Origin of the sequence: Pseudomonas gorinensis, from assembly GCF_042015035.1 — a bacterium.
In the GTDB taxonomy this organism is placed as follows: Bacteria; Pseudomonadota; Gammaproteobacteria; order Pseudomonadales; family Pseudomonadaceae; genus Aquipseudomonas; species Aquipseudomonas gorinensis.
Window position 1 is genome coordinate 5,863,126 of record NZ_CP167125.1, and the last position, 17,990, is coordinate 5,881,115.

The 17,990-nt window shown below is 60.9% G+C and carries 14 protein-coding genes; 13 read left to right on the forward strand and 1 reads right to left on the reverse strand.

The genetic code is table 11. The features are described from left to right. Positions 1 to 27: 27 nt before the first annotated feature. Complete coding sequence (locus AB7933_RS26745) at positions 28 to 1,377, forward strand: CoA transferase (protein ID WP_024077123.1); 1,350 nt, start codon at positions 28 to 30, stop codon at positions 1,375 to 1,377. A 205-nt stretch (positions 1,378 to 1,582) separates the two neighbouring features. Here AB7933_RS26745 and arcD (AB7933_RS26750) read toward each other — a convergent pair whose 3' ends face one another. Next, positions 1,583 to 3,010: an arginine-ornithine antiporter gene (gene arcD, locus AB7933_RS26750; RefSeq protein WP_024077124.1), complete on the reverse strand. Its 1,428-nt coding sequence runs from the start codon at positions 3,008 to 3,010 to the stop codon at positions 1,583 to 1,585. A gap of 446 nt (positions 3,011 to 3,456) precedes the next feature. Here arcD (AB7933_RS26750) and arcD (AB7933_RS26755) point away from each other — a divergent pair, with 446 nt between their 5' ends. The 12 genes from arcD (AB7933_RS26755) to AB7933_RS26810 all read left to right on the forward strand — a co-directional run bounded on the left by arcD (AB7933_RS26755) (position 3,457) and on the right by AB7933_RS26810 (position 17,939). Further along, a complete protein-coding gene (arcD, locus tag AB7933_RS26755; protein ID WP_024077125.1) occupies positions 3,457 to 4,884 on the forward strand; it encodes an arginine-ornithine antiporter in 1,428 nt (475 codons plus the stop codon). A gap of 24 nt (positions 4,885 to 4,908) precedes the next feature. Further along, positions 4,909 to 6,165 (forward strand): arginine deiminase, encoded by a 1,257-nt coding sequence (gene arcA, locus AB7933_RS26760; RefSeq protein ID WP_024077126.1) that lies wholly within the window; start codon positions 4,909 to 4,911, stop codon positions 6,163 to 6,165. Between the two features lie 69 nt (positions 6,166 to 6,234). After that, positions 6,235 to 7,245, forward strand: coding sequence for an ornithine carbamoyltransferase (locus AB7933_RS26765; protein ID WP_024077127.1), 1,011 nt, complete (start codon positions 6,235 to 6,237; stop codon positions 7,243 to 7,245). Positions 7,246 to 7,393: 148 nt separating this feature from the next. Beyond that, complete coding sequence (gene arcC / locus AB7933_RS26770; RefSeq protein ID WP_024077128.1) at positions 7,394 to 8,323, forward strand: carbamate kinase; 930 nt, start codon at positions 7,394 to 7,396, stop codon at positions 8,321 to 8,323. A gap of 18 nt (positions 8,324 to 8,341) precedes the next feature. Continuing rightward, positions 8,342 to 8,704, forward strand: coding sequence for a DUF5064 family protein (locus AB7933_RS26775; protein WP_024077129.1), 363 nt, complete (start codon positions 8,342 to 8,344; stop codon positions 8,702 to 8,704). 189 nt (positions 8,705 to 8,893) lie between these two features. Beyond that, positions 8,894 to 10,402, forward strand: a complete 1,509-nt coding sequence (locus AB7933_RS26780) for a sigma-54-dependent transcriptional regulator (protein WP_024077130.1) — start codon at positions 8,894 to 8,896, stop codon at positions 10,400 to 10,402. A 413-nt stretch (positions 10,403 to 10,815) separates the two neighbouring features. Then, positions 10,816 to 11,199 carry a glycine cleavage system protein GcvH gene (gene gcvH / locus AB7933_RS26785; protein WP_024077131.1) on the forward strand — a complete coding sequence of 128 codons (384 nt, stop codon included), beginning with the start codon at positions 10,816 to 10,818 and terminating at the stop codon, positions 11,197 to 11,199. Between the two features lie 10 nt (positions 11,200 to 11,209). Then, on the forward strand, positions 11,210 to 14,059 hold the full coding sequence (gene gcvP / locus AB7933_RS26790; protein ID WP_024077132.1) for an aminomethyl-transferring glycine dehydrogenase: 2,850 nt from the start codon (positions 11,210 to 11,212) through the stop codon (positions 14,057 to 14,059). 143 nt (positions 14,060 to 14,202) lie between these two features. Then, positions 14,203 to 15,579, forward strand: a complete 1,377-nt coding sequence (locus AB7933_RS26795) for an L-serine ammonia-lyase (protein ID WP_024077133.1) — start codon at positions 14,203 to 14,205, stop codon at positions 15,577 to 15,579. 39 nt (positions 15,580 to 15,618) lie between these two features. Beyond that, the gene (gene gcvT / locus AB7933_RS26800; RefSeq protein WP_024077134.1) at positions 15,619 to 16,743 is read left to right on the forward strand and encodes a glycine cleavage system aminomethyltransferase GcvT; all 1,125 of its coding nucleotides are present in this window, start codon (positions 15,619 to 15,621) and stop codon (positions 16,741 to 16,743) included. 387 nt (positions 16,744 to 17,130) lie between these two features. Beyond that, entirely contained in the window at positions 17,131 to 17,343 is a 213-nt protein-coding gene (locus AB7933_RS26805; RefSeq protein WP_024077135.1) for a cold-shock protein, read from the forward strand. Between the two features lie 107 nt (positions 17,344 to 17,450). Further along, positions 17,451 to 17,939: an RDD family protein gene (locus AB7933_RS26810; RefSeq protein WP_024077136.1), complete on the forward strand. Its 489-nt coding sequence runs from the start codon at positions 17,451 to 17,453 to the stop codon at positions 17,937 to 17,939. Positions 17,940 to 17,990: the final 51 nt, after the last annotated feature.

Sequence of the window (17,990 nt, forward strand, 5' to 3'; positions counted from 1 at the left end):
TGGCCCTTCTCTTACGGAGGGCCTTTGATGACTGACCTGCTGACTCCCATCCAAGCCGCACTCGATCTGCCGCAAACCCCGCTGCCCCTGACCGAGGCCGGCGCCCTGCCCTCGACCTTCGCCGTGACCGACCTGGCCAGCGCCAGCATCGGTGCCGCCGGCCAAGCGGTCGCCCAACTGATCCAGCAACAGACCGGGCGCCTGCCCAGTGTGAGCGTGGACCGACGCCTGGCCTCCTTCTGGTTCTCTTCCTCGATTCGCCCAGTGGGCTGGCAAGTGCCGCCACTGTGGGACCCGGTGGCCGGCGACTATGCCAGCGCCGATGGCTGGATTCGCTTGCACACCAACGCGCCCCATCACCGTGCCGCCGCCGAACGCATACTGGGCAAGGTCGCTGACCGCACCGAAATGGCGAGCAAGGTCGCCGCGTGGAACGCCGCCGAACTGGAACAGGCGATTGTCGAGGCTGGCGGTTGTGCGGCGCAGATGCGCACCCGTCAAGCCTGGCAAACCCATCCGCAGGGGATGGCGGTGAATGCCGAGCAGTTGGTGCAGCGCCAGACCTTCGCAAGCCCCCATGCCAACCCCTGGCTCGGCTCGGTAGCGCGCCCGCTGGGCGGGATCAAGGTGCTGGACCTGACCCGCGTCCTCGCGGGCCCCGTGGCCAGTCGTTTTCTCGCGGGCCTGGGCGCCGATGTGCTGCGCATCGACTCACCCACATGGAACGAACCCGGCGTGGTGCCGGAAATGACCCTGGGTAAACGCTGTACACGCCTCGACCTGAAAAGCCTCGAAGGCCGGCAGGTGTTCGAAAACCTGCTCAAACAAGCCGACATCCTGATCCACGGCTACCGTGCCGATGCCTTGGAGCAACTGGGTTACACCGCTGTTGAGCTGCAAACCATCGCGCCCGGCCTGATCGATGTGAGCCTCAACGCCTACGGCTGGAGCGGCCCATGGCGCAATCGTCGCGGTTTCGACAGCCTGGTCCAGATGAGCAGCGGCATTGCCGAGGCGGGCATGGCCTGGAAACAGGCGGATAAACCAGTGCCGCTGCCGTTGCAGGCGCTGGACCATGCCACCGGGTATTTGATGGCGGCCAGTGCGATCCAGGCGTTGCGCGAGCGCTTGAGCACGGGCCATGGCGGTTCGGCGCGGTTATCGTTGGCGCGGACAGCGAAGTTGCTGGTCGATGCGGGACAGGTGCCAGAGCAGCCGGCGTTGCGAGCCGAAGAACCGGACGATCAGGGTCAGGTGGTGGAACAAACAGCCTGGGGTCAGGCCCACCGTTTGCTGGCGCCACTGAGCATTAGCGGCACGCCGGTGCAGTGGGATTTGCCGGCTGGGGAACTGGGCTCACACCGGCCTCAGTGGTGACTTGAAGATCGCCATCGGGGGCAAGCCCCCTCCCACGCTCGAGCGCATTTCGAAGGAAATACTCAGTCATCCTGTGGGAGGGGGCTTGCCCCCGATGAGGCCAGCACAGCCACTATCAATCCCCGACCCAGCAATGTCCGCAAATGCCGCGCCGATAGAAAACCCACCATGGCCGCCCTGTCATCGGGCGGCTGATACGCCAGCCTCACAACGACAACACCCCGCTATACAGCCCGTACGCCGCCAACCCCGCACCGGCGATCACGCAGCCGAAAATGCCTTTTTCCACATGGCTGAACAAGGGCTGGCCCTGCTCGCGCTTGGCCAGCGCGAACAGAATCACCCCAGGGGCATACAGCAACGCCGAGAGCAGCAGGTATTTCAAGCCCCCGGCGTAGAGCAGCCACACGGCATAGCCCAAAGCGATCAAGCCAATCAGCAGGTCCTTGATGCGATGGTGCGGGGCGCCTTCATAGGTTTCGCCGCGCCCGCTCAGTAGCACCGCGTAGGCCGCCGACCACAGGTACGGCACCAGGATCATCGACGAGGCCAGGTAAATCAGGGTGGTGTAGGTGCTGTGGGAAAACAGCGTAATCACCAAGAACAGCTGGATCATCACATTGGTCAGCCACAGCGCATTGACCGGCACCTGGTTGGCGTTTTCCTTTTTCAGGAAGGCCGGCATGGTCTTGTCATGGGCAGTGGCGTAGAGGATTTCCGCACAGAGCAACGCCCACGACAGCAACGCGCCCACCAGCGATACCGCCAGGCCGATGCTGATCAGCAATGCGCCCCAGGGGCCGACAATATGCTCCAGCACGCCGGCCAGGGATGGGTTCTGCAATTGCGCCAGTTCCGGCTGGCTCATGATGCCCAGGGACAGCAGGTTCACCAGCACCAGCAGCGCCAGCACGCCAAGAAACCCGATCACGGTCGCGCGGCCCACGTCCGAGCGTTTCTCCGCCCGCGCCGAATACACGCTGGCGCCTTCGATACCGATAAACACGAACACCGTCACCAGCATCATGTTGCGCACCTGGTCCACCACGCTGCCGAATTGCGGATTGCCCAGGCCCCAGATATCACGGGTGAAAATATCCGCCTTGAATGCCACGGCAGCGATCACGATAAACAGCAGCAGCGGCACGATCTTCGCCACGGTGGTGATCTGGTTGATGAACGCCGCCTCCTTGATCCCACGCAGTACCAGGAAATGCACGGCCCATAGCAACACCGACGCGCAGCCGATGGCCACCGGCGTATTGCCCTCTCCGAACACCGGAAAAAAGTAACCGAGGGTGCTGAACAGCAACACGAAGTAGCCGACGTTGCCCATCCACGCACTGATCCAGTACCCCCAGGCGGACGAGAACCCCATGTAGTCGCCGAAACCGGCCTTGGCATAGGCATACACCCCGGAATCCAATCCCGGTTTGCGATTGGCCAGGGTCTGGAACACGAACGCCAGGGTCAACATGCCCACGGCGGTGATGCCCCAGCCGATCAATATCGCGCCCACTTCGGCGCGGGCGGCCATGTTCTGTGGCAGGGAGAAGATCCCGCCCCCCACCATCGACCCCACCACCAGGGCAATCAGGGCACCCAGCCGAAGTTTTTGGACCGGTTGAGACATGCAGACTCCTGAATCAATAACGTTTGAGCTGACAACCGTGCACTCAACTAATTAACTCAGCGAGTGTAGCGTTTATTAAAGACCGCGATAAAACTGCCACGCTCATAACTCAAGGGCATGACAGTTTTCTTAGTTTAGGCTTATTTAGAATTTAAATACGACGAATACTTTGTCGCCTCCAAGCTACTTATCGTCGCCTTTTGGAAAAGTTTGCACATTCAGAAAAAAGGACTAGCTTCAAACGTCCACGCATTGCACTAAAAGATTGACCACACCGCACAGATCGCTCTGGAAAGCGCCTTTGCGAAGAAAAGTGCTGCCCGCGGCTTTTCAGCCTAAGTCATTAATTCACAATGGAATGTGCCAATGATGTGATCTGAGTCAGCTGTTTGAATAGCGCACGGAATTATTCTGTGGTCTCTCTTCTCCTGCATTGGAGTTATGCAATGTCTGAATCTGCCGGAAAACTTCGACTCGGTGCACTGGTTGCACTTGTCGTGGGTTCAATGATTGGCGGCGGGATCTTCTCCCTGCCGCAAAACATGGCGGCCAGTGCCGATGTTGGCGCTGTCCTGATTGGTTGGGTCATCACGGCCGTGGGTATGTTGACCCTCGCCTTCGTGTTTCAGACGTTGGCCAACCGCAAACCCGACCTCGACGGCGGCGTATATGCCTACGCCAAGGCCGGGTTTGGCGACTACATGGGGTTCTCGTCCGCCTGGGGGTACTGGATCAGCGCCTGGCTGGGTAACGTCGGCTATTTCGTGCTGCTGTTCAGCACCCTCGGTTACTTCTTCCCGATCTTTGGCGAGGGCAACACCCCGGCCGCGGTGATCGGCGCCTCGGTCCTGCTCTGGGCCGTGCATTTCCTGGTACTGCGCGGGATCAAGGAGGCGGCGTTCGTCAACCTGGTGACCACCGTCGCCAAGATCGTGCCGCTGGTGCTGTTCGTGTTGATCGCCGTGTTCGCGTTCAAGCTGGACATCTTCACCGCTGACATCTGGGGCCTGAAAAACCCGGACCTGGGCAGCGTGATGAACCAGGTGCGCAACATGATGCTGGTCACCGTGTGGGTGTTCATCGGCATCGAAGGCGCGAGCATCTTCTCGGCGCGTGCCGAAAAACGTTCGGATGTGGGCAAGGCCACCGTGATCGGCTTTATCACCGTGCTGCTGTTCCTGATGCTGGTGAACGTGCTGTCCCTCGGGATCATGACCCAACCGGAACTGGCCAAGTTGCAGAACCCATCGATGGCTGCCGTGCTGGAGCATGTCGTGGGCCACTGGGGCGCCGTGTTGATCAGTGTCGGCCTGGTTATCTCGCTGCTCGGTGCGTTGCTGTCGTGGGTGCTGCTGTGTGCGGAGATCATGTTCGCCGCCGCCAAGGACCACACCATGCCGGAGTTTTTGCGCCGCGAAAACGCCAACCATGTGCCGGCCAACGCCCTGTGGCTGACCAACGCGCTGGTCCAGTTATTCCTGGTGATCACGCTGTTTTCCGCCAGCACCTACCTGTCGCTGATCTACCTCGCCACCTCGATGATCCTGGTGCCTTACCTGTGGTCCGCTGCCTATGCGCTGCTGCTGGCGGTACGTGGCGAGACTTACGAAAACGCCGCGGGCGAACGCAGGAAAGACCTGGTCATCGGCGCGATCGCGCTGATCTATGCGGTCTGGCTGCTGTATGCCGGCGGCACCAAATACCTGCTGCTCTCCGCCCTGCTCTATGCCCCTGGCGCGATCCTGTTCGCCAAGGCCAAGCATGAACTGGGCAAACCGATTTTCACCAACGTCGAGAAGCTGATTTTCGTCGCAGTGGTCATTGGCGCCCTGGTGGCCGCCTATGGGCTCTACGCCGGCTTCCTGACTATGTAATTGTTGCTCACTGGAGGATCTGTAATGACCACGGAAAAAGTGAAGTACGGCGTACATTCCGAAGCCGGCAAACTGCGTAAAGTCATGGTGTGCTCCCCAGGTTTGGCCCACCAGCGGCTGACCCCCAACAACTGTGATGAATTGCTGTTCGATGACGTGTTGTGGGTGGCCCAGGCCAAGCGCGACCATTTCGATTTCGTCACCAAGATGCGCGAGCGGGACATTGATGTGCTGGAAATGCACAACCTGCTGACCGACATCGTTGCCAACCCCGAAGCCCTGGACTGGATCCTGGAGCGCAAGATCACCTCCAACACCGTCGGTCTGGGCCTGGTCGATGAAGTCGGTTCCTGGCTGCGTAGCCTGGAGCCACGCAAGATCGCCGAGTTCCTGATTGGTGGCGTGTCGGCCGATGACCTGCCGAGCAGCTTCGGTGGCAAAACCATCGAGATGTTCCGCGACTTCCTCGGCCACGCCAGCTTCATTCTGCCGCCGCTGCCCAACACCCAGTTCACCCGCGACACCACTTGCTGGATCTACGGCGGCGTGACGCTCAACCCGATGTACTGGCCGGCGCGACGTCAGGAAACCCTGCTGGCCAGCGCCATCTACAAATTCCACCCCGAGTTCACCAACGCCGACTTCCAAATCTGGTATGGCGACCCCGACCAGGAACACGGTGCCGCCACGCTGGAAGGTGGCGACGTCATGCCGATTGGCAATGGCGTGGTGTTGATCGGGATGGGCGAGCGCTCGTCCCACCAGGCCATCGGCCAGTTGGCGCGCAACCTGTTCAAGAACAAAGCCGTGGAACGGGTGATCGTTGCCGGCCTGCCAAAATCCCGCGCGGCAATGCACTTGGACACCGTGTTCAGTTTCTGCGACCGCGACCTGGTCACCATCTTCCCCGAAGTGGTCAGCCAGATCGTGCCCTTCACCCTACGCCCTGACGAGAGCAAGCCACACGGCATCGATATTCAACGGGAGAAAACCAACTTCCTCGAAACCGTGGCCGCAGCGCTCAACCTCAAGGCCCTGCGGGTCGTCGAAACCGGCGGCAACAGCTTCGCTGCCGAACGCGAGCAGTGGGACGACGGCAACAACGTGGTCGCCGTGGAGCCGGGCGTGGTCATTGGCTACGACCGCAATACCTACACCAACACCCTGCTGCGCAAGGCCGGCGTGGAAGTCATCACCATCAGCGCCGGTGAACTCGGCCGGGGCCGGGGCGGCGGCCACTGCATGACCTGCCCGATCATCCGCGACCCTATCGACTACTAACTTTCAAACCTTGGCCGCCGCTCATAAGGCGTCGGCCCAGGGGATAACCTGAACAGAAGGAGATCCACCATGGCTTTCAATATGCGCAACCGCAGCCTGCTGTCGCTGATGCACCACACCACCCGCGAACTGCATTACCTGCTGGACCTGTCCCGCGACCTCAAGCGCGCCAAATACACCGGCACCGAGCGTCCACACCTGCAAGGCAAGAACATCGCGCTGATCTTTGAAAAAACCTCGACCCGCACCCGCTGCGCGTTCGAAGTGGCAGCCCACGACCAGGGCGCTCACGTCACCTATATCGACCCGGTGTCGTCGCAGATCGGCCACAAAGAAAGCATGAAAGACACCGCCCGCGTGCTCGGCCGCATGTTCGATGCCATTGAATACCGTGGCTTCGAGCAGGAAATCGTCGAAGAGCTGGCCAAGTTTGCCGGCGTGCCGGTGTTCAACGGCCTGACCGCTGAATTCCACCCGACCCAGATGATCGCCGACACCCTGACCATGCGCGAACACAGCGACAAGCCGCTGCATGACATCAGCTACGCCTACCTGGGTGACGCACGCTACAACATGGGCAATTCGCTGCTGATGATCGGCGCCAAGCTGGGCATGGACGTGCGCATCGGCGCGCCAAAAGCCCTGTGGCCCCATGAAGATTTCATCAAGCAGTGCCAGGCCTTTGCCGAAGAAAGCGGCGCGCGTATCACCATCACCGAAGACCCAAAAGAAGCGGTCAAAGGCGTGGACTTTATCCACACCGATATCTGGGTCTCCATGGGTGAGCCGGTGGAAGCGTGGGACGAACGTATCGAGCAACTGCTGCCGTACCAGGTCAACACCAAGATGATGAAAGCCTCGGGCAACCCGCGCGTGAAGTTCATGCACTGCCTGCCGGCGTTCCATAACAGCGAGACCAAGGTCGGCAAGGACATCGCCGCGCGTTATCCGAACCTGGCCAATGGTGTGGAAGTGACTGAAGAAGTGTTCGAGTCGCCGGCCAACATTGCCTTTGAGCAGGCGGAAAACCGCATGCACACCATCAAGGCGATCCTGGTGTCGGCACTCGCGGATATCTAAACCCTGCTGCGATCCCACTGTAGGAGCGAGCTTGCTCGCGAAAAATTCAAGGGCACCGCGTTCATTCAGGATGGGCGCGTTATCGTTGACCTCCTTCGCGAGCAAGCTCGCTCCTACAAAGGATTACGAGCTCTAGAAGGATTGCATTATGCGTATCGTCGTAGCCCTGGGCGGTAACGCCCTGCTCCGCCGTGGTGAACCCATGACAGCGGACAACCAACGCATCAATATCCGAATCGCTACCGAACAGATCGCCAAGATCCACCCCGGCAACGAGCTGGTCATCGCCCACGGCAATGGCCCGCAGGTCGGCCTGCTGTCGTTGCAGGCTGCGGCCTACACCAGCGTATCGCCCTACCCGCTGGACGTGCTCGGTGCGGAAACCGAAGGCATGATCGGCTACATCATCGAACAGGAACTGGGCAACCTGCTGGACTTCGAAGTACCCTTCGCCACCCTGCTCACCCAGGTCGAAGTGGACGCCAACGACCCGGCCTTCCAGCACCCCAGCAAGCCCATAGGCCCGGTGTACTCCAAGGCCGAAGCCGAGCAACTGGCCGCTGAAAAAGGCTGGGCGATCGCCCCGGATGGCGATAAATACCGCCGCGTCGTGGCCAGCCCGCGGCCGAAACGCATCTTTGAAATTCGCCCGATCCAATGGCTGCTGGAAAAGGGCAGCATCGTGATCTGCGCCGGCGGCGGCGGTATTCCAACGATGTATGGCGAAGACGGCAAGCTCAAGGGTATTGAAGCGGTCATCGACAAAGACCTGTGCTCATCGCTGCTGGCATCGCAACTGGAAGCCGATTTGCTGGTGATCGCCACCGACGTCAACGCGGCGTATATCGACTTTGGCAAACCGACCCAGAAGGCTATCGGCCAGGCCCACCCGGATGAAATGGAAAGACTCGGTTTCGCCGCCGGCTCCATGGGGCCCAAGGTGCAAGCAGCCTGCGAGTTCGCCCGCCAGACTGGCAAAACCGCAGTGATCGGTTCACTCTCCGACATCGAAGCCATCGTCCAGGGCAGTGCCGGCACACGCATCAGCACGGCAACACCTGGCATCACCTATCTGTGAAGTAGAGGAGATACGCCTATGGCCACCTTTGAACCCGGTCACTTGCACGTTGAACGTCACGCGCTGAATACCCAGGACTACAGCTACAACCTGTGTATTGACTACGAAATCAGCCAGGACCCAAAGGAAGGCAAGGGCATGCTGTTCAAGCTGCACGGCTCGGTGCAGGGCAAGGACCTCAAGGAAGAGTTCTTCCTGCCCAAGGACCAGGCCTTCGACTTTGCGCGGCATGCGATGAACATCGCGCAGAAATACGGCATGCCGAAGATCGCCGTGTTGAATGGATCGATGCACAAACAGTACGACCAGATGTTCGAGGATGTACGGCATCAACTGGATGTGAAATCCGGCGATCCGATCAAGCCTGAACACTTGGAATAACCCGGTTGCACTGACACAACACTGCTCAAAATGTGGGAGGGGGCTTGCTCCCGATGGCGGTGGATCAGCTGACTGACACACCGCCATCGGGAGCATGTTGAATCGTCGCACCGCCCCTCCCATATTTTGATCTCCATCCGCGCCAAGGCATACTTGCCGCCTCTCGCTCCCCAGAATTGTTAGCGCCCCATGCGTATCCACGTCAGCTTCATCGACCGCGTCGGCATCACCCAGGAAGTCCTGGCCTTGCTCGGTGGGCGCAATCTCAACCTGGATGCCGTGGAAATGGTGCCGCCCAACGTCTACATCGACGCGCCGACCCTGAGTGCCGAAGTCCTCGAAGAGTTGCGCGATGCGCTGTTCAGCGTGCACGGCGTCCAGTCGGTCACCGTGGTCGACATCCTCCCCGGCCAACGTCGCCACCTGCAACTCGACGCCCTGCTGGCGGCCATGACCGACCCGGTACTGGCCCTGGACAGCGCCGGTACGATCCTGCTGGCCAACCCGGCGTTGATCGCCCTGTACGGCCGCGAGCCGGCCGGGGAAAGCATTGCCGAGCTGTTCAATGACCCCGCGTTGCTGGACACCTTGCTGGAACAGGGCTTTCGTTTGCCGTTGCGCGAAATCAACGTCAACGGCCAGACCCTGTTGCTGGATGCCACCCCGATCACCGATGCCGGCGCCCTGCTCACGCTCTATCAGCCCAACCGCATCGGCGAGCAATTGTCTGCGCTGCACCACGACCATGCCGAAGGCTTCGATGCACTGTTGGGCGAGTCCCCGGTGATCCGCACCCTCAAGGCGCGCGCGCAGCGGGTGGCCGCGCTGGATGCACCGCTGTTGATCCAGGGCGAGACCGGTACCGGCAAGGAACTGGTGGCCCGTGCCTGCCATGCCATCAGTGCGCGGTACAGCGCACCGTTCCTGGCGCTGAACTGCGCGGCGCTGCCGGAGAACCTCGCCGAAAGCGAACTGTTCGGTTATGCCCCCGGTGCGTTTACCGGCGCCCAGCGCGGTGGCAAGCCGGGGCTGATGGAGCTGGCCAACCAGGGCACGGTGTTCCTGGATGAGATCGGTGAGATGTCGCCGTACCTGCAGGCCAAGTTGCTGCGCTTTCTCAACGACGGCAGCTTTCGCCGGGTCGGCGGTGATCGCGAAGTGAAGGTCAATGTGCGCATCCTCAGCGCAACCCACCGCGACCTGGAAAAGATGGTCAGCGAGGGGACTTTTCGCGAAGACCTGTTCTATCGGCTCAACGTGCTCAACGTCGAAGTGCCGCCCCTGCGCGAGCGCGGCCAGGACATCCTGCTGCTGGCGCGCTACTTCATGCAGCAGGCCTGTGCCCAGATCCAGCGACCGGTGTGCCGCCTGGCGCCCGGCACGTATCCGGCGCTGCTCGGCAACCGCTGGCCGGGCAATGTGCGGCAGTTGCAGAACGTGATCTTCCGCGCAGCTGCCATCTGCGAAAGCAGCCTGGTGGACATTGGTGACCTGGATATCGCCGGCACCTCGGTCGCCCGCCAAAGCGATGGCGAGGTCGACAGCCTGGAACAAGCTATGGACGATTTCGAGCGCAACCTGCTGGAGAAGCTCTACACCAGCTACCCCTCGACCCGTCAACTGGCGAGCCGCCTGCAAACCTCCCACACCGCTATCGCCCATCGCCTGCGCAAGTACGGCATCCCGAACAAGCCCTGAGATGGGCTCTGCTTACTGCAGGCGCAAGCTTGCTGGCGAAAACCCCAAGGGTGCTGCGTTCATCCAGGCTGCTTGCGTCATCGTTGACGATCTTCGCGAGCAAGCTCGCGCCTACAGGGTCGCGTTTCAAAAAAGGGTCTGAGAACGACATCCACTGTACTGAAAGCGCTACAGTGGAACGATATCGCTACAACCCTGTTTTTTACGCGCCATGCAAGGCTTTGATCCACATAGGCTTTTTTTAGACCGCCGGACTGTAGCGAAATCGCTACAGGCAAAACGCATAACGTCATAACCCATTTTATTAACCTATTGATTTGTAACGAATTAATAACATTGGCCGCAATATTGCTAAGCAACTCCCCATTATTCCAATCCCGTCCACCAGACGAATCTGGCCCCGAGGAGTTTCCATGAGCGAGTTGCGTTTCACTGAAGATCACGAATGGCTGCGCGCCGAAGCTGACGGCAGCGTCACCGTGGGTATCACCGCTTTCGCGCAGGACGCGCTGGGTGATGTGGTTTTCGTGCAACTGCCAGAGTTGCAGGCCTACGCCAAGGGCGCCGAAGCGTCCACCGTTGAGTCGGTCAAGGCCGCCAGCGGCGTGTACATGCCATTGGACGGTGAAGTGCTGGAAGTGAACGACAAGCTCGACGGCAGCCCGGAACTGGTCAACGAAGACCCGATGGGCGAAGGCTGGTTCTTCCGCTTTAAACCGGCCGATGCCGAGGCTATCGCTAAACTGTTGGATCAGGACGCGTACGACCGTCTGATCAAAGCCAACGCCGAAGCCTGAGGAGCGCGCCATGAGTATCAACCTGAGCACCGCCAACGAATTCATCGCCCGCCATATCGGCCCGCGCCAGGACGATGAGCAGCAGATGCTCGCCAGCCTGGGTTTTGACTCCCTGGAAGCCTTGAGCGCCAGCGTGATCCCGGAAAGCATCAAGGGCACCAGCGTGCTTGGCCTGGAAGACGGCCTGAGCGAAGCCGAGGCACTGGCCAGGATCAAGGCGATCGCAGGCAAGAACCAACTGTTCAAGACCTATATCGGCCAGGGCTACTACAACTGCCATACGCCGTCGCCGATCCTGCGCAACCTCCTGGAAAACCCGGCCTGGTACACCGCCTACACCCCGTACCAGCCAGAAATCTCCCAAGGCCGCCTGGAAGCGCTGCTGAACTTCCAGACCCTGATCAGCGACCTCACCGGCCTGCCGATCGCCAACGCCTCCTTGCTCGACGAAGCCACCGCGGCCGCCGAAGCCATGACCTTCTGCAAGCGCCTGAGCAAGAACAAAGGCAGCAATGCCTTCTTTGCCTCGATCCACAGCCACCCGCAAACCCTCGATGTGCTGCGCACCCGTGCCGAGCCATTGGGCATCGATGTGGTGGTGGGCGATGAGCGCGAACTGACCGACGTCAGCCCGTTCTTCGGGGCACTGCTGCAATACCCGGCCAGCAACGGTGACGTGTTCGACTACCGTGAACTGGCTGAACGCTTCCATGCCGCCCATGCGCTGGTGGCGGTAGCCGCCGACCTGCTGGCCCTGACCCTGCTGACCCCACCGGGTGAGTTCGGCGCCGACGTGGCCATTGGCAGCGCGCAACGCTTCGGCGTGCCGCTGGGCTTCGGTGGCCCGCACGCGGCGTACTTCTCCACCAGGGATGCGTTCAAGCGCGATATGCCGGGGCGTCTGGTCGGTGTATCGGTCGACCGCTTCGGCAAGCCGGCCCTGCGCCTGGCCATGCAGACCCGCGAGCAACATATCCGCCGCGAGAAAGCCACCAGCAACATCTGCACCGCCCAAGTGCTGCTGGCCAACATCGCCAGCATGTACGCCGTGTACCACGGCCCTAAAGGCCTGACCCAGATCGCCCAGCGCATTCACCACCTGACCGCGATCCTGGCCAAGGGCTTGACCACCTTGGGCCTTCAGGTTGAACAAGCCACCTTCTTCGACACGCTGACACTGGCCACCGGCACTCACACCGCCGCGCTGCACGACAAAGCCCGCGCCCAACGCATCAACCTGCGGGTCGTGGACGCTGCGCGACTGGGCCTGTCGCTGGATGAAACCACCACCCAGGCCGATATCGAGACCCTGTGGAGCGTATTGGCCGACGGTAAAGCCCTGCCGGACTTCGCCGCCCTGGCGGCCAGCGTCGACAGCACCCTGCCCGCCGCGCTGCTGCGCCAGTCGCCGATCCTCAGCCACCCGGTATTCAACCGTTATCACTCGGAAACCGAGCTGATGCGCTACCTGCGCAAGCTGGCCGACAAGGACCTGGCACTGGACCGCACCATGATCCCGCTGGGTTCATGCACCATGAAGCTCAACGCCGCCAGCGAAATGATCCCGGTGACCTGGGCTGAATTCGGTGCCCTGCACCCCTTCGCCCCAGCCGAGCAAAGCGCCGGCTACCTGCAATTGACCTCTGACCTGGAAGCCATGCTCTGCGCGGCCACCGGGTACGACGCGATCTCCCTGCAACCGAACGCCGGTTCCCAGGGTGAGTACGCCGGTCTGTTGGCCATTCGCGCCTATCACCAGAGCCGTGGCGAAGCCCGTCGCGACATCTGCCTGATCCCATCGTCGGCACACGGCACCAACCCGGCCACCGCCAACATGGCCGGTATGCGCGTGGTCGTCACCGCCTGCGATGCCCGGGGCAATGTGGATATCGAAGACCTGCGTGCCAAGGCCATCGAGCACCGCGAACACCTCGCCGCGCTGATGATCACCTACCCGTCCACCCACGGTGTGTTCGAGGAAGGCATCCGCGAAATCTGCGGGATCATCCACGACAACGGCGGCCAGGTGTACATCGACGGCGCGAACATGAACGCCATGGTCGGCCTGTGCGCACCGGGCAAGTTTGGTGGCGACGTGTCCCACCTGAACCTGCACAAGACCTTCTGCATCCCCCACGGCGGTGGCGGCCCGGGCGTCGGCCCGATTGGCGTCAAATCGCACCTCACGCCATTCCTGCCGGGCCACGCGGCCATGCAGCGCAAGGAAGGCGCGGTGTGCGCAGCGCCTTTTGGCAGCGCAAGCATCCTGCCGATTACCTGGATGTACATCAGCATGATGGGCGGTGCGGGCCTCAAGCGTGCGTCGCAACTGGCGATCCTGAATGCCAACTACATCTCCCGTCGCCTGGAAGAGCACTACCCCGTGCTGTACACCGGCAGCAACGGCCTGGTAGCGCATGAATGCATCCTGGACTTGCGCCCGCTGAAAGACAGCAGCGGCATCAGCGTGGATGACGTGGCCAAGCGCCTGATCGACTTCGGTTTCCATGCACCGACCATGTCGTTCCCGGTCGCCGGCACCTTGATGATCGAGCCCACCGAAAGTGAATCCAAGGAAGAACTGGACCGCTTCTGCGACGCGATGATCGCCATCCGCGAAGAAATCCGAGCGGTGGAAAACGGCACCCTGGACAAGGACGACAACCCACTGAAAAACGCCCCGCACACCGCGGCGGAACTGGTGGGCGAATGGAGCCACCCATACAGCCGTGAACAGGCGGTGTACCCGGTAGCTTCGTTGATCGAAGGCAAATACTGGCCACCGGTTGGCCGGGTCGACAACGTGTTTGGCGATCGCAACCTCGTATGCGCGTGCCCTTCGATCGAGAGCTACGCGTAATCAAATGTGGGAGGGGGCTTGCCCCCGATGGCAGAGTGTCAGTCACCAGAACTTTCTACTGACCCACCGCTATCGGGGGCAAGCCCCCTCCCACACTTGACCGCGTATGACCTCAAGAACAATAAGAAACCGGAGAACAACTCATGTCGTTAAGCGTGTTCGACCTGTTCAAGATTGGCATCGGCCCCTCCAGCTCCCACACCGTCGGCCCTATGCGCGCGGCCGCTCGATTCGTCGAGGGCCTCAAGCGGGACAACCTGCTGAGCGCCACCGCCGGCATCAAGGTGGAACTCTATGGCTCCCTCGGCGCCACCGGTAAAGGCCACGGCAGCGACAAGGCCGTGCTGCTGGGCCTGGAAGGCGAACACCCGGACACCGTGAACACCGAAACCGTGGCCGCACGCCTGGCGCAGATGCGCAGCGACGGTCGCTTGAACCTGCTCGGCGAACACAGCATTGCGTTCAACGAGAAAGAACACCTGGCAATGATTCGCAAACCCCTGGCCTACCACCCCAACGGCATGATCTTTCGGGCCTTTGACGCCGCGGGTATCCAGATTCGCAGCCGCGAGTACTACTCGGTCGGCGGCGGGTTCGTGGTGGATGAAGACGCCGCCGGCGCCGACCGGATCGTCGAAGACACCACCCCCCTGACCTTCCCCTTCAAGCACGCCAAGGACTTGCTTGGCCATTGCGCCACCTACGGGCTGTCCATCAGCCAGGTGATGCTGACCAACGAAAGTGCCTGGCGCCCTGAAGCAGAAACCCGCGCCGGCTTGCTGAAGATCTGGCAAGTGATGCAGGACTGTGTGAGCGCCGGTTGTCGCAACGAAGGCATCTTGCCGGGCGGCTTGAAGGTCAAGCGCCGCGCCGCTGCCCTGCATCGCCAACTGTGCAAGAACCCCGAATCGGCCCTGCGCGACCCGCTGTCGGTACTCGACTGGGTCAACCTGTACGCCCTGGCGGTCAACGAAGAAAACGCCAACGGCGGCCGCGTGGTCACAGCGCCCACCAATGGTGCCGCCGGGATCGTGCCGGCAGTGCTGCATTACTACATGCGCTTTATCCCGGGCGCGAATGAAGACGGCGTGGTGCGCTTCCTGCTCACCGCCGCCGCCATCGGCATTTTGTACAAGGAAAACGCGTCGATCTCCGGGGCCGAAGTTGGCTGCCAGGGCGAAGTCGGCGTGGCGTGCTCCATGGCGGCCGGCGCACTGTGCGAAGTGTTGGGCGGCAGCGTTTCCCAAGTGGAAAACGCCGCCGAGATCGGCATGGAACACAACCTCGGCCTGACCTGCGACCCGATTGGCGGCCTGGTACAGGTACCGTGTATCGAGCGCAATGCCATGGGTTCGGTCAAGGCGATCAATGCCGTGCGCATGGCCCTGCGCGGCGATGGGCAGCACTTTGTGTCCCTCGACAAGGTCATCCGCACCATGCGCCAGACCGGCGCCGACATGAAAAGCAAATACAAGGAAACCGCCCGTGGCGGTTTGGCGGTCAACATTATCGAGTGCTGACGCCCAACTGCGCGCCAGTACGTTTTTCAGGAGCTGAATATGTCCACCGAAACCCTGTTGAAAACCCCATTGCACGCCCTGCATATCGAGCTGGGCGCGCGCATGGTGCCTTTCGCCGGCTATGACATGCCGGTGCAATACCCACTGGGCGTGATGAAGGAACACCTGCACACCCGTGAACAGGCCGGGTTGTTCGACGTGTCCCACATGGGCCAGATCCGCCTCACCGGCGCCAATGCCGCCAAGGCCCTGGAAACCCTGGTACCGGTCGACATCATTGACCTGCCGGTGGGCATGCAACGCTATGCCATGTTCACCAATGACCAGGGCGGCATCCTCGATGACCTGATGGTCGCCAACCTGGGTAACGACGAGCTGTTCCTGGTGGTCAACGCCGCCTGCAAGGACCAGGACCTGGCGCACCTGCGTGCGCGGATCGGCGACCAATGCAGCATTGAGCCGCTGTTCGAAGAACGCGCCCTGCTGGCCCTGCAAGGCCCGGCTGCGGTGAAGGTACTGGCTCGCCTGGCACCTGAAGTCACGCAGATGACCTTCATGCAGTTCGCCTCCCTGCGCCTGCTGGGCGTGGACTGCTGCGTGAGCCGCTCGGGCTACACCGGCGAAGACGGCTTTGAAATCTCGGTGCCGGCCGCCAACGCCGAAAGCCTCGCACGCAGCCTGCTCGCCGAAACCGAAGTACAGGCGATCGGCCTGGGTGCGCGTGACTCGCTGCGCCTGGAAGCCGGCCTGTGCCTGTACGGTCATGACATGAACACCGACACCACGCCGATCGAGGCCAGCCTGCTGTGGGCGATCTCCAAGGCCCGTCGGGCTGACGGTGCACGTGCCGGCGGCTTCCCGGGCGCCGATCGCATCTTCACCCAGCAGCAGGCCGGCGTCAGCCGCAAGCGCGTAGGTCTGCTGCCCCAGGAGCGCACACCCGTACGTGAAGGCGCAGAGATCGTCGATGAACACGGCACCGTGATCGGCAGCGTATGCAGCGGTGGCTTTGGCCCGAGCCTGGGCGGCCCACTGGCCATGGGTTACCTGGACAGTGCATTCATCGCGCTGGATACCCAAGTCTCTGCGCTGGTGCGTGGGAAAAAGGTACCTCTTCGTGTAAGTAAAATGCCATTTGTGCCGCAGCGTTACTATCGTGGCTGATTGACTGTTCCTATAAGTAACGCGGTTGCGTTAATGTGCACTAATCTGTAACGCAACCGCCATAAAACAGTGCAGCAACGATAGTCTTTGTTAAAGGAATTAACCTATAACAAGTGACCCATTCTATCGAATAAGTCGCTTCCACATTATTCAACGAAGTGTCATGAGGCCAAGCAAAACCTGGGCTTTTGGCAGGGCTTGTTTTTTCTGCATTAGTTGTCGTAGAGTTTGTCCACTGTGTTTGCATGGGTCGCTTGGAACCTGACCTGGGCAGTAGCCAAAGCTTGCTACAACCCGTTCGACGTCTCTTACTTTCCTGCAACCCAGCCCAGTACTCTTTCATGCGAAGGGGCTGTCATCAATTTTTAGCGTCAAGGAAATAAGAAAATGTCTGAACGTAAGAGCGGTACCGTCAAGTGGTTTAACGACGAAAAAGGGTTTGGTTTTATCACTCCAGAAAGCGGTCCGGATCTGTTCGTACACTTCCGCGCTATTCAGGGCAACGGCTTCAAGAGCCTGAAAGAAGGCCAGAAAGTGACTTTCGTTGCTGTGCAAGGGCAAAAAGGCATGCAAGCTGATGAAGTGATCGCCGAAGGCTGATACTTCCCTGCGACAAAAAGCCCCTGATGTCACCATCAGGGGCTTTTTTATGGGCGCCGCAGGGGCATTGCCCCGTAAAATGCATTTTTTCTCCAGAGAGCCCTGCCATGTCAAAACCCCTGCTGAGCCCCCAAGGCGAGTTCCCCGCCGTTGGCCTGGGCCGTCGCCTGGCAGCGATGTTCTATGACTTCCTGTTGTGCACCGCACTGCTGATCGTCACCGCCTTCCTTTACAAACTGGTGTGGATCGCATTCGTGGGCGAAGCGAAAATGCGCACTCTCACCGAGTCCGGCGCGCTGGACGGCGACCCGCTGCTGTCGACCATTCTGTTCTTTGTGCTGTTTGGCTTCTTCGCCAAATTCTGGACCCATTCCGGGCAGACCCTGGGCATGCAGGTGTGGGGCGTGCGCGTACAGAACGCCGACGGCTCGCGGATCAGCCTGTGGCAGGCGCTGTTACGCTTTGTGGTGTCGATTGCGTCGTGGTTGTGCGTGGGGCTGGGGTTTATCTGGTCGTTGTTCGACAAGCAGAAACGCAGCTGGCATGACATCTACTCGGATACGCAGTTGGTGAGAATTCCGAAGCAAAAGAAATAACTCCCTGCCTGCTGAAATCAAAATGTGGGAGGGGTTTGCCCCCGATAGCGG

Excerpts from the sequence above, each read along its gene's own strand:
- AB7933_RS26745 (WP_024077123.1), top strand. The coding sequence starts at position 28 with ATGACTGACCTGCTGACTCCCATCCAAGCCGCACTCGATCTGCCGCAA.
- arcD (WP_024077124.1), bottom strand. The coding sequence starts at position 3,010 with ATGTCTCAACCGGTCCAAAAACTTCGGCTGGGTGCCCTGATTGCCCTG.
- arcD (WP_024077125.1), top strand. The coding sequence starts at position 3,457 with ATGTCTGAATCTGCCGGAAAACTTCGACTCGGTGCACTGGTTGCACTT.
- arcA (WP_024077126.1), top strand. The coding sequence starts at position 4,909 with ATGACCACGGAAAAAGTGAAGTACGGCGTACATTCCGAAGCCGGCAAA.
- AB7933_RS26765 (WP_024077127.1), top strand. The coding sequence starts at position 6,235 with ATGGCTTTCAATATGCGCAACCGCAGCCTGCTGTCGCTGATGCACCAC.
- arcC (WP_024077128.1), top strand. The coding sequence starts at position 7,394 with ATGCGTATCGTCGTAGCCCTGGGCGGTAACGCCCTGCTCCGCCGTGGT.
- AB7933_RS26775 (WP_024077129.1), top strand. The coding sequence starts at position 8,342 with ATGGCCACCTTTGAACCCGGTCACTTGCACGTTGAACGTCACGCGCTG.
- AB7933_RS26780 (WP_024077130.1), top strand. The coding sequence starts at position 8,894 with ATGCGTATCCACGTCAGCTTCATCGACCGCGTCGGCATCACCCAGGAA.
- gcvH (WP_024077131.1), top strand. The coding sequence starts at position 10,816 with ATGAGCGAGTTGCGTTTCACTGAAGATCACGAATGGCTGCGCGCCGAA.
- gcvP (WP_024077132.1), top strand. The coding sequence starts at position 11,210 with ATGAGTATCAACCTGAGCACCGCCAACGAATTCATCGCCCGCCATATC.
- AB7933_RS26795 (WP_024077133.1), top strand. The coding sequence starts at position 14,203 with ATGTCGTTAAGCGTGTTCGACCTGTTCAAGATTGGCATCGGCCCCTCC.
- gcvT (WP_024077134.1), top strand. The coding sequence starts at position 15,619 with ATGTCCACCGAAACCCTGTTGAAAACCCCATTGCACGCCCTGCATATC.
- AB7933_RS26805 (WP_024077135.1), top strand. The coding sequence starts at position 17,131 with ATGTCTGAACGTAAGAGCGGTACCGTCAAGTGGTTTAACGACGAAAAA.
- AB7933_RS26810 (WP_024077136.1), top strand. The coding sequence starts at position 17,451 with ATGTCAAAACCCCTGCTGAGCCCCCAAGGCGAGTTCCCCGCCGTTGGC.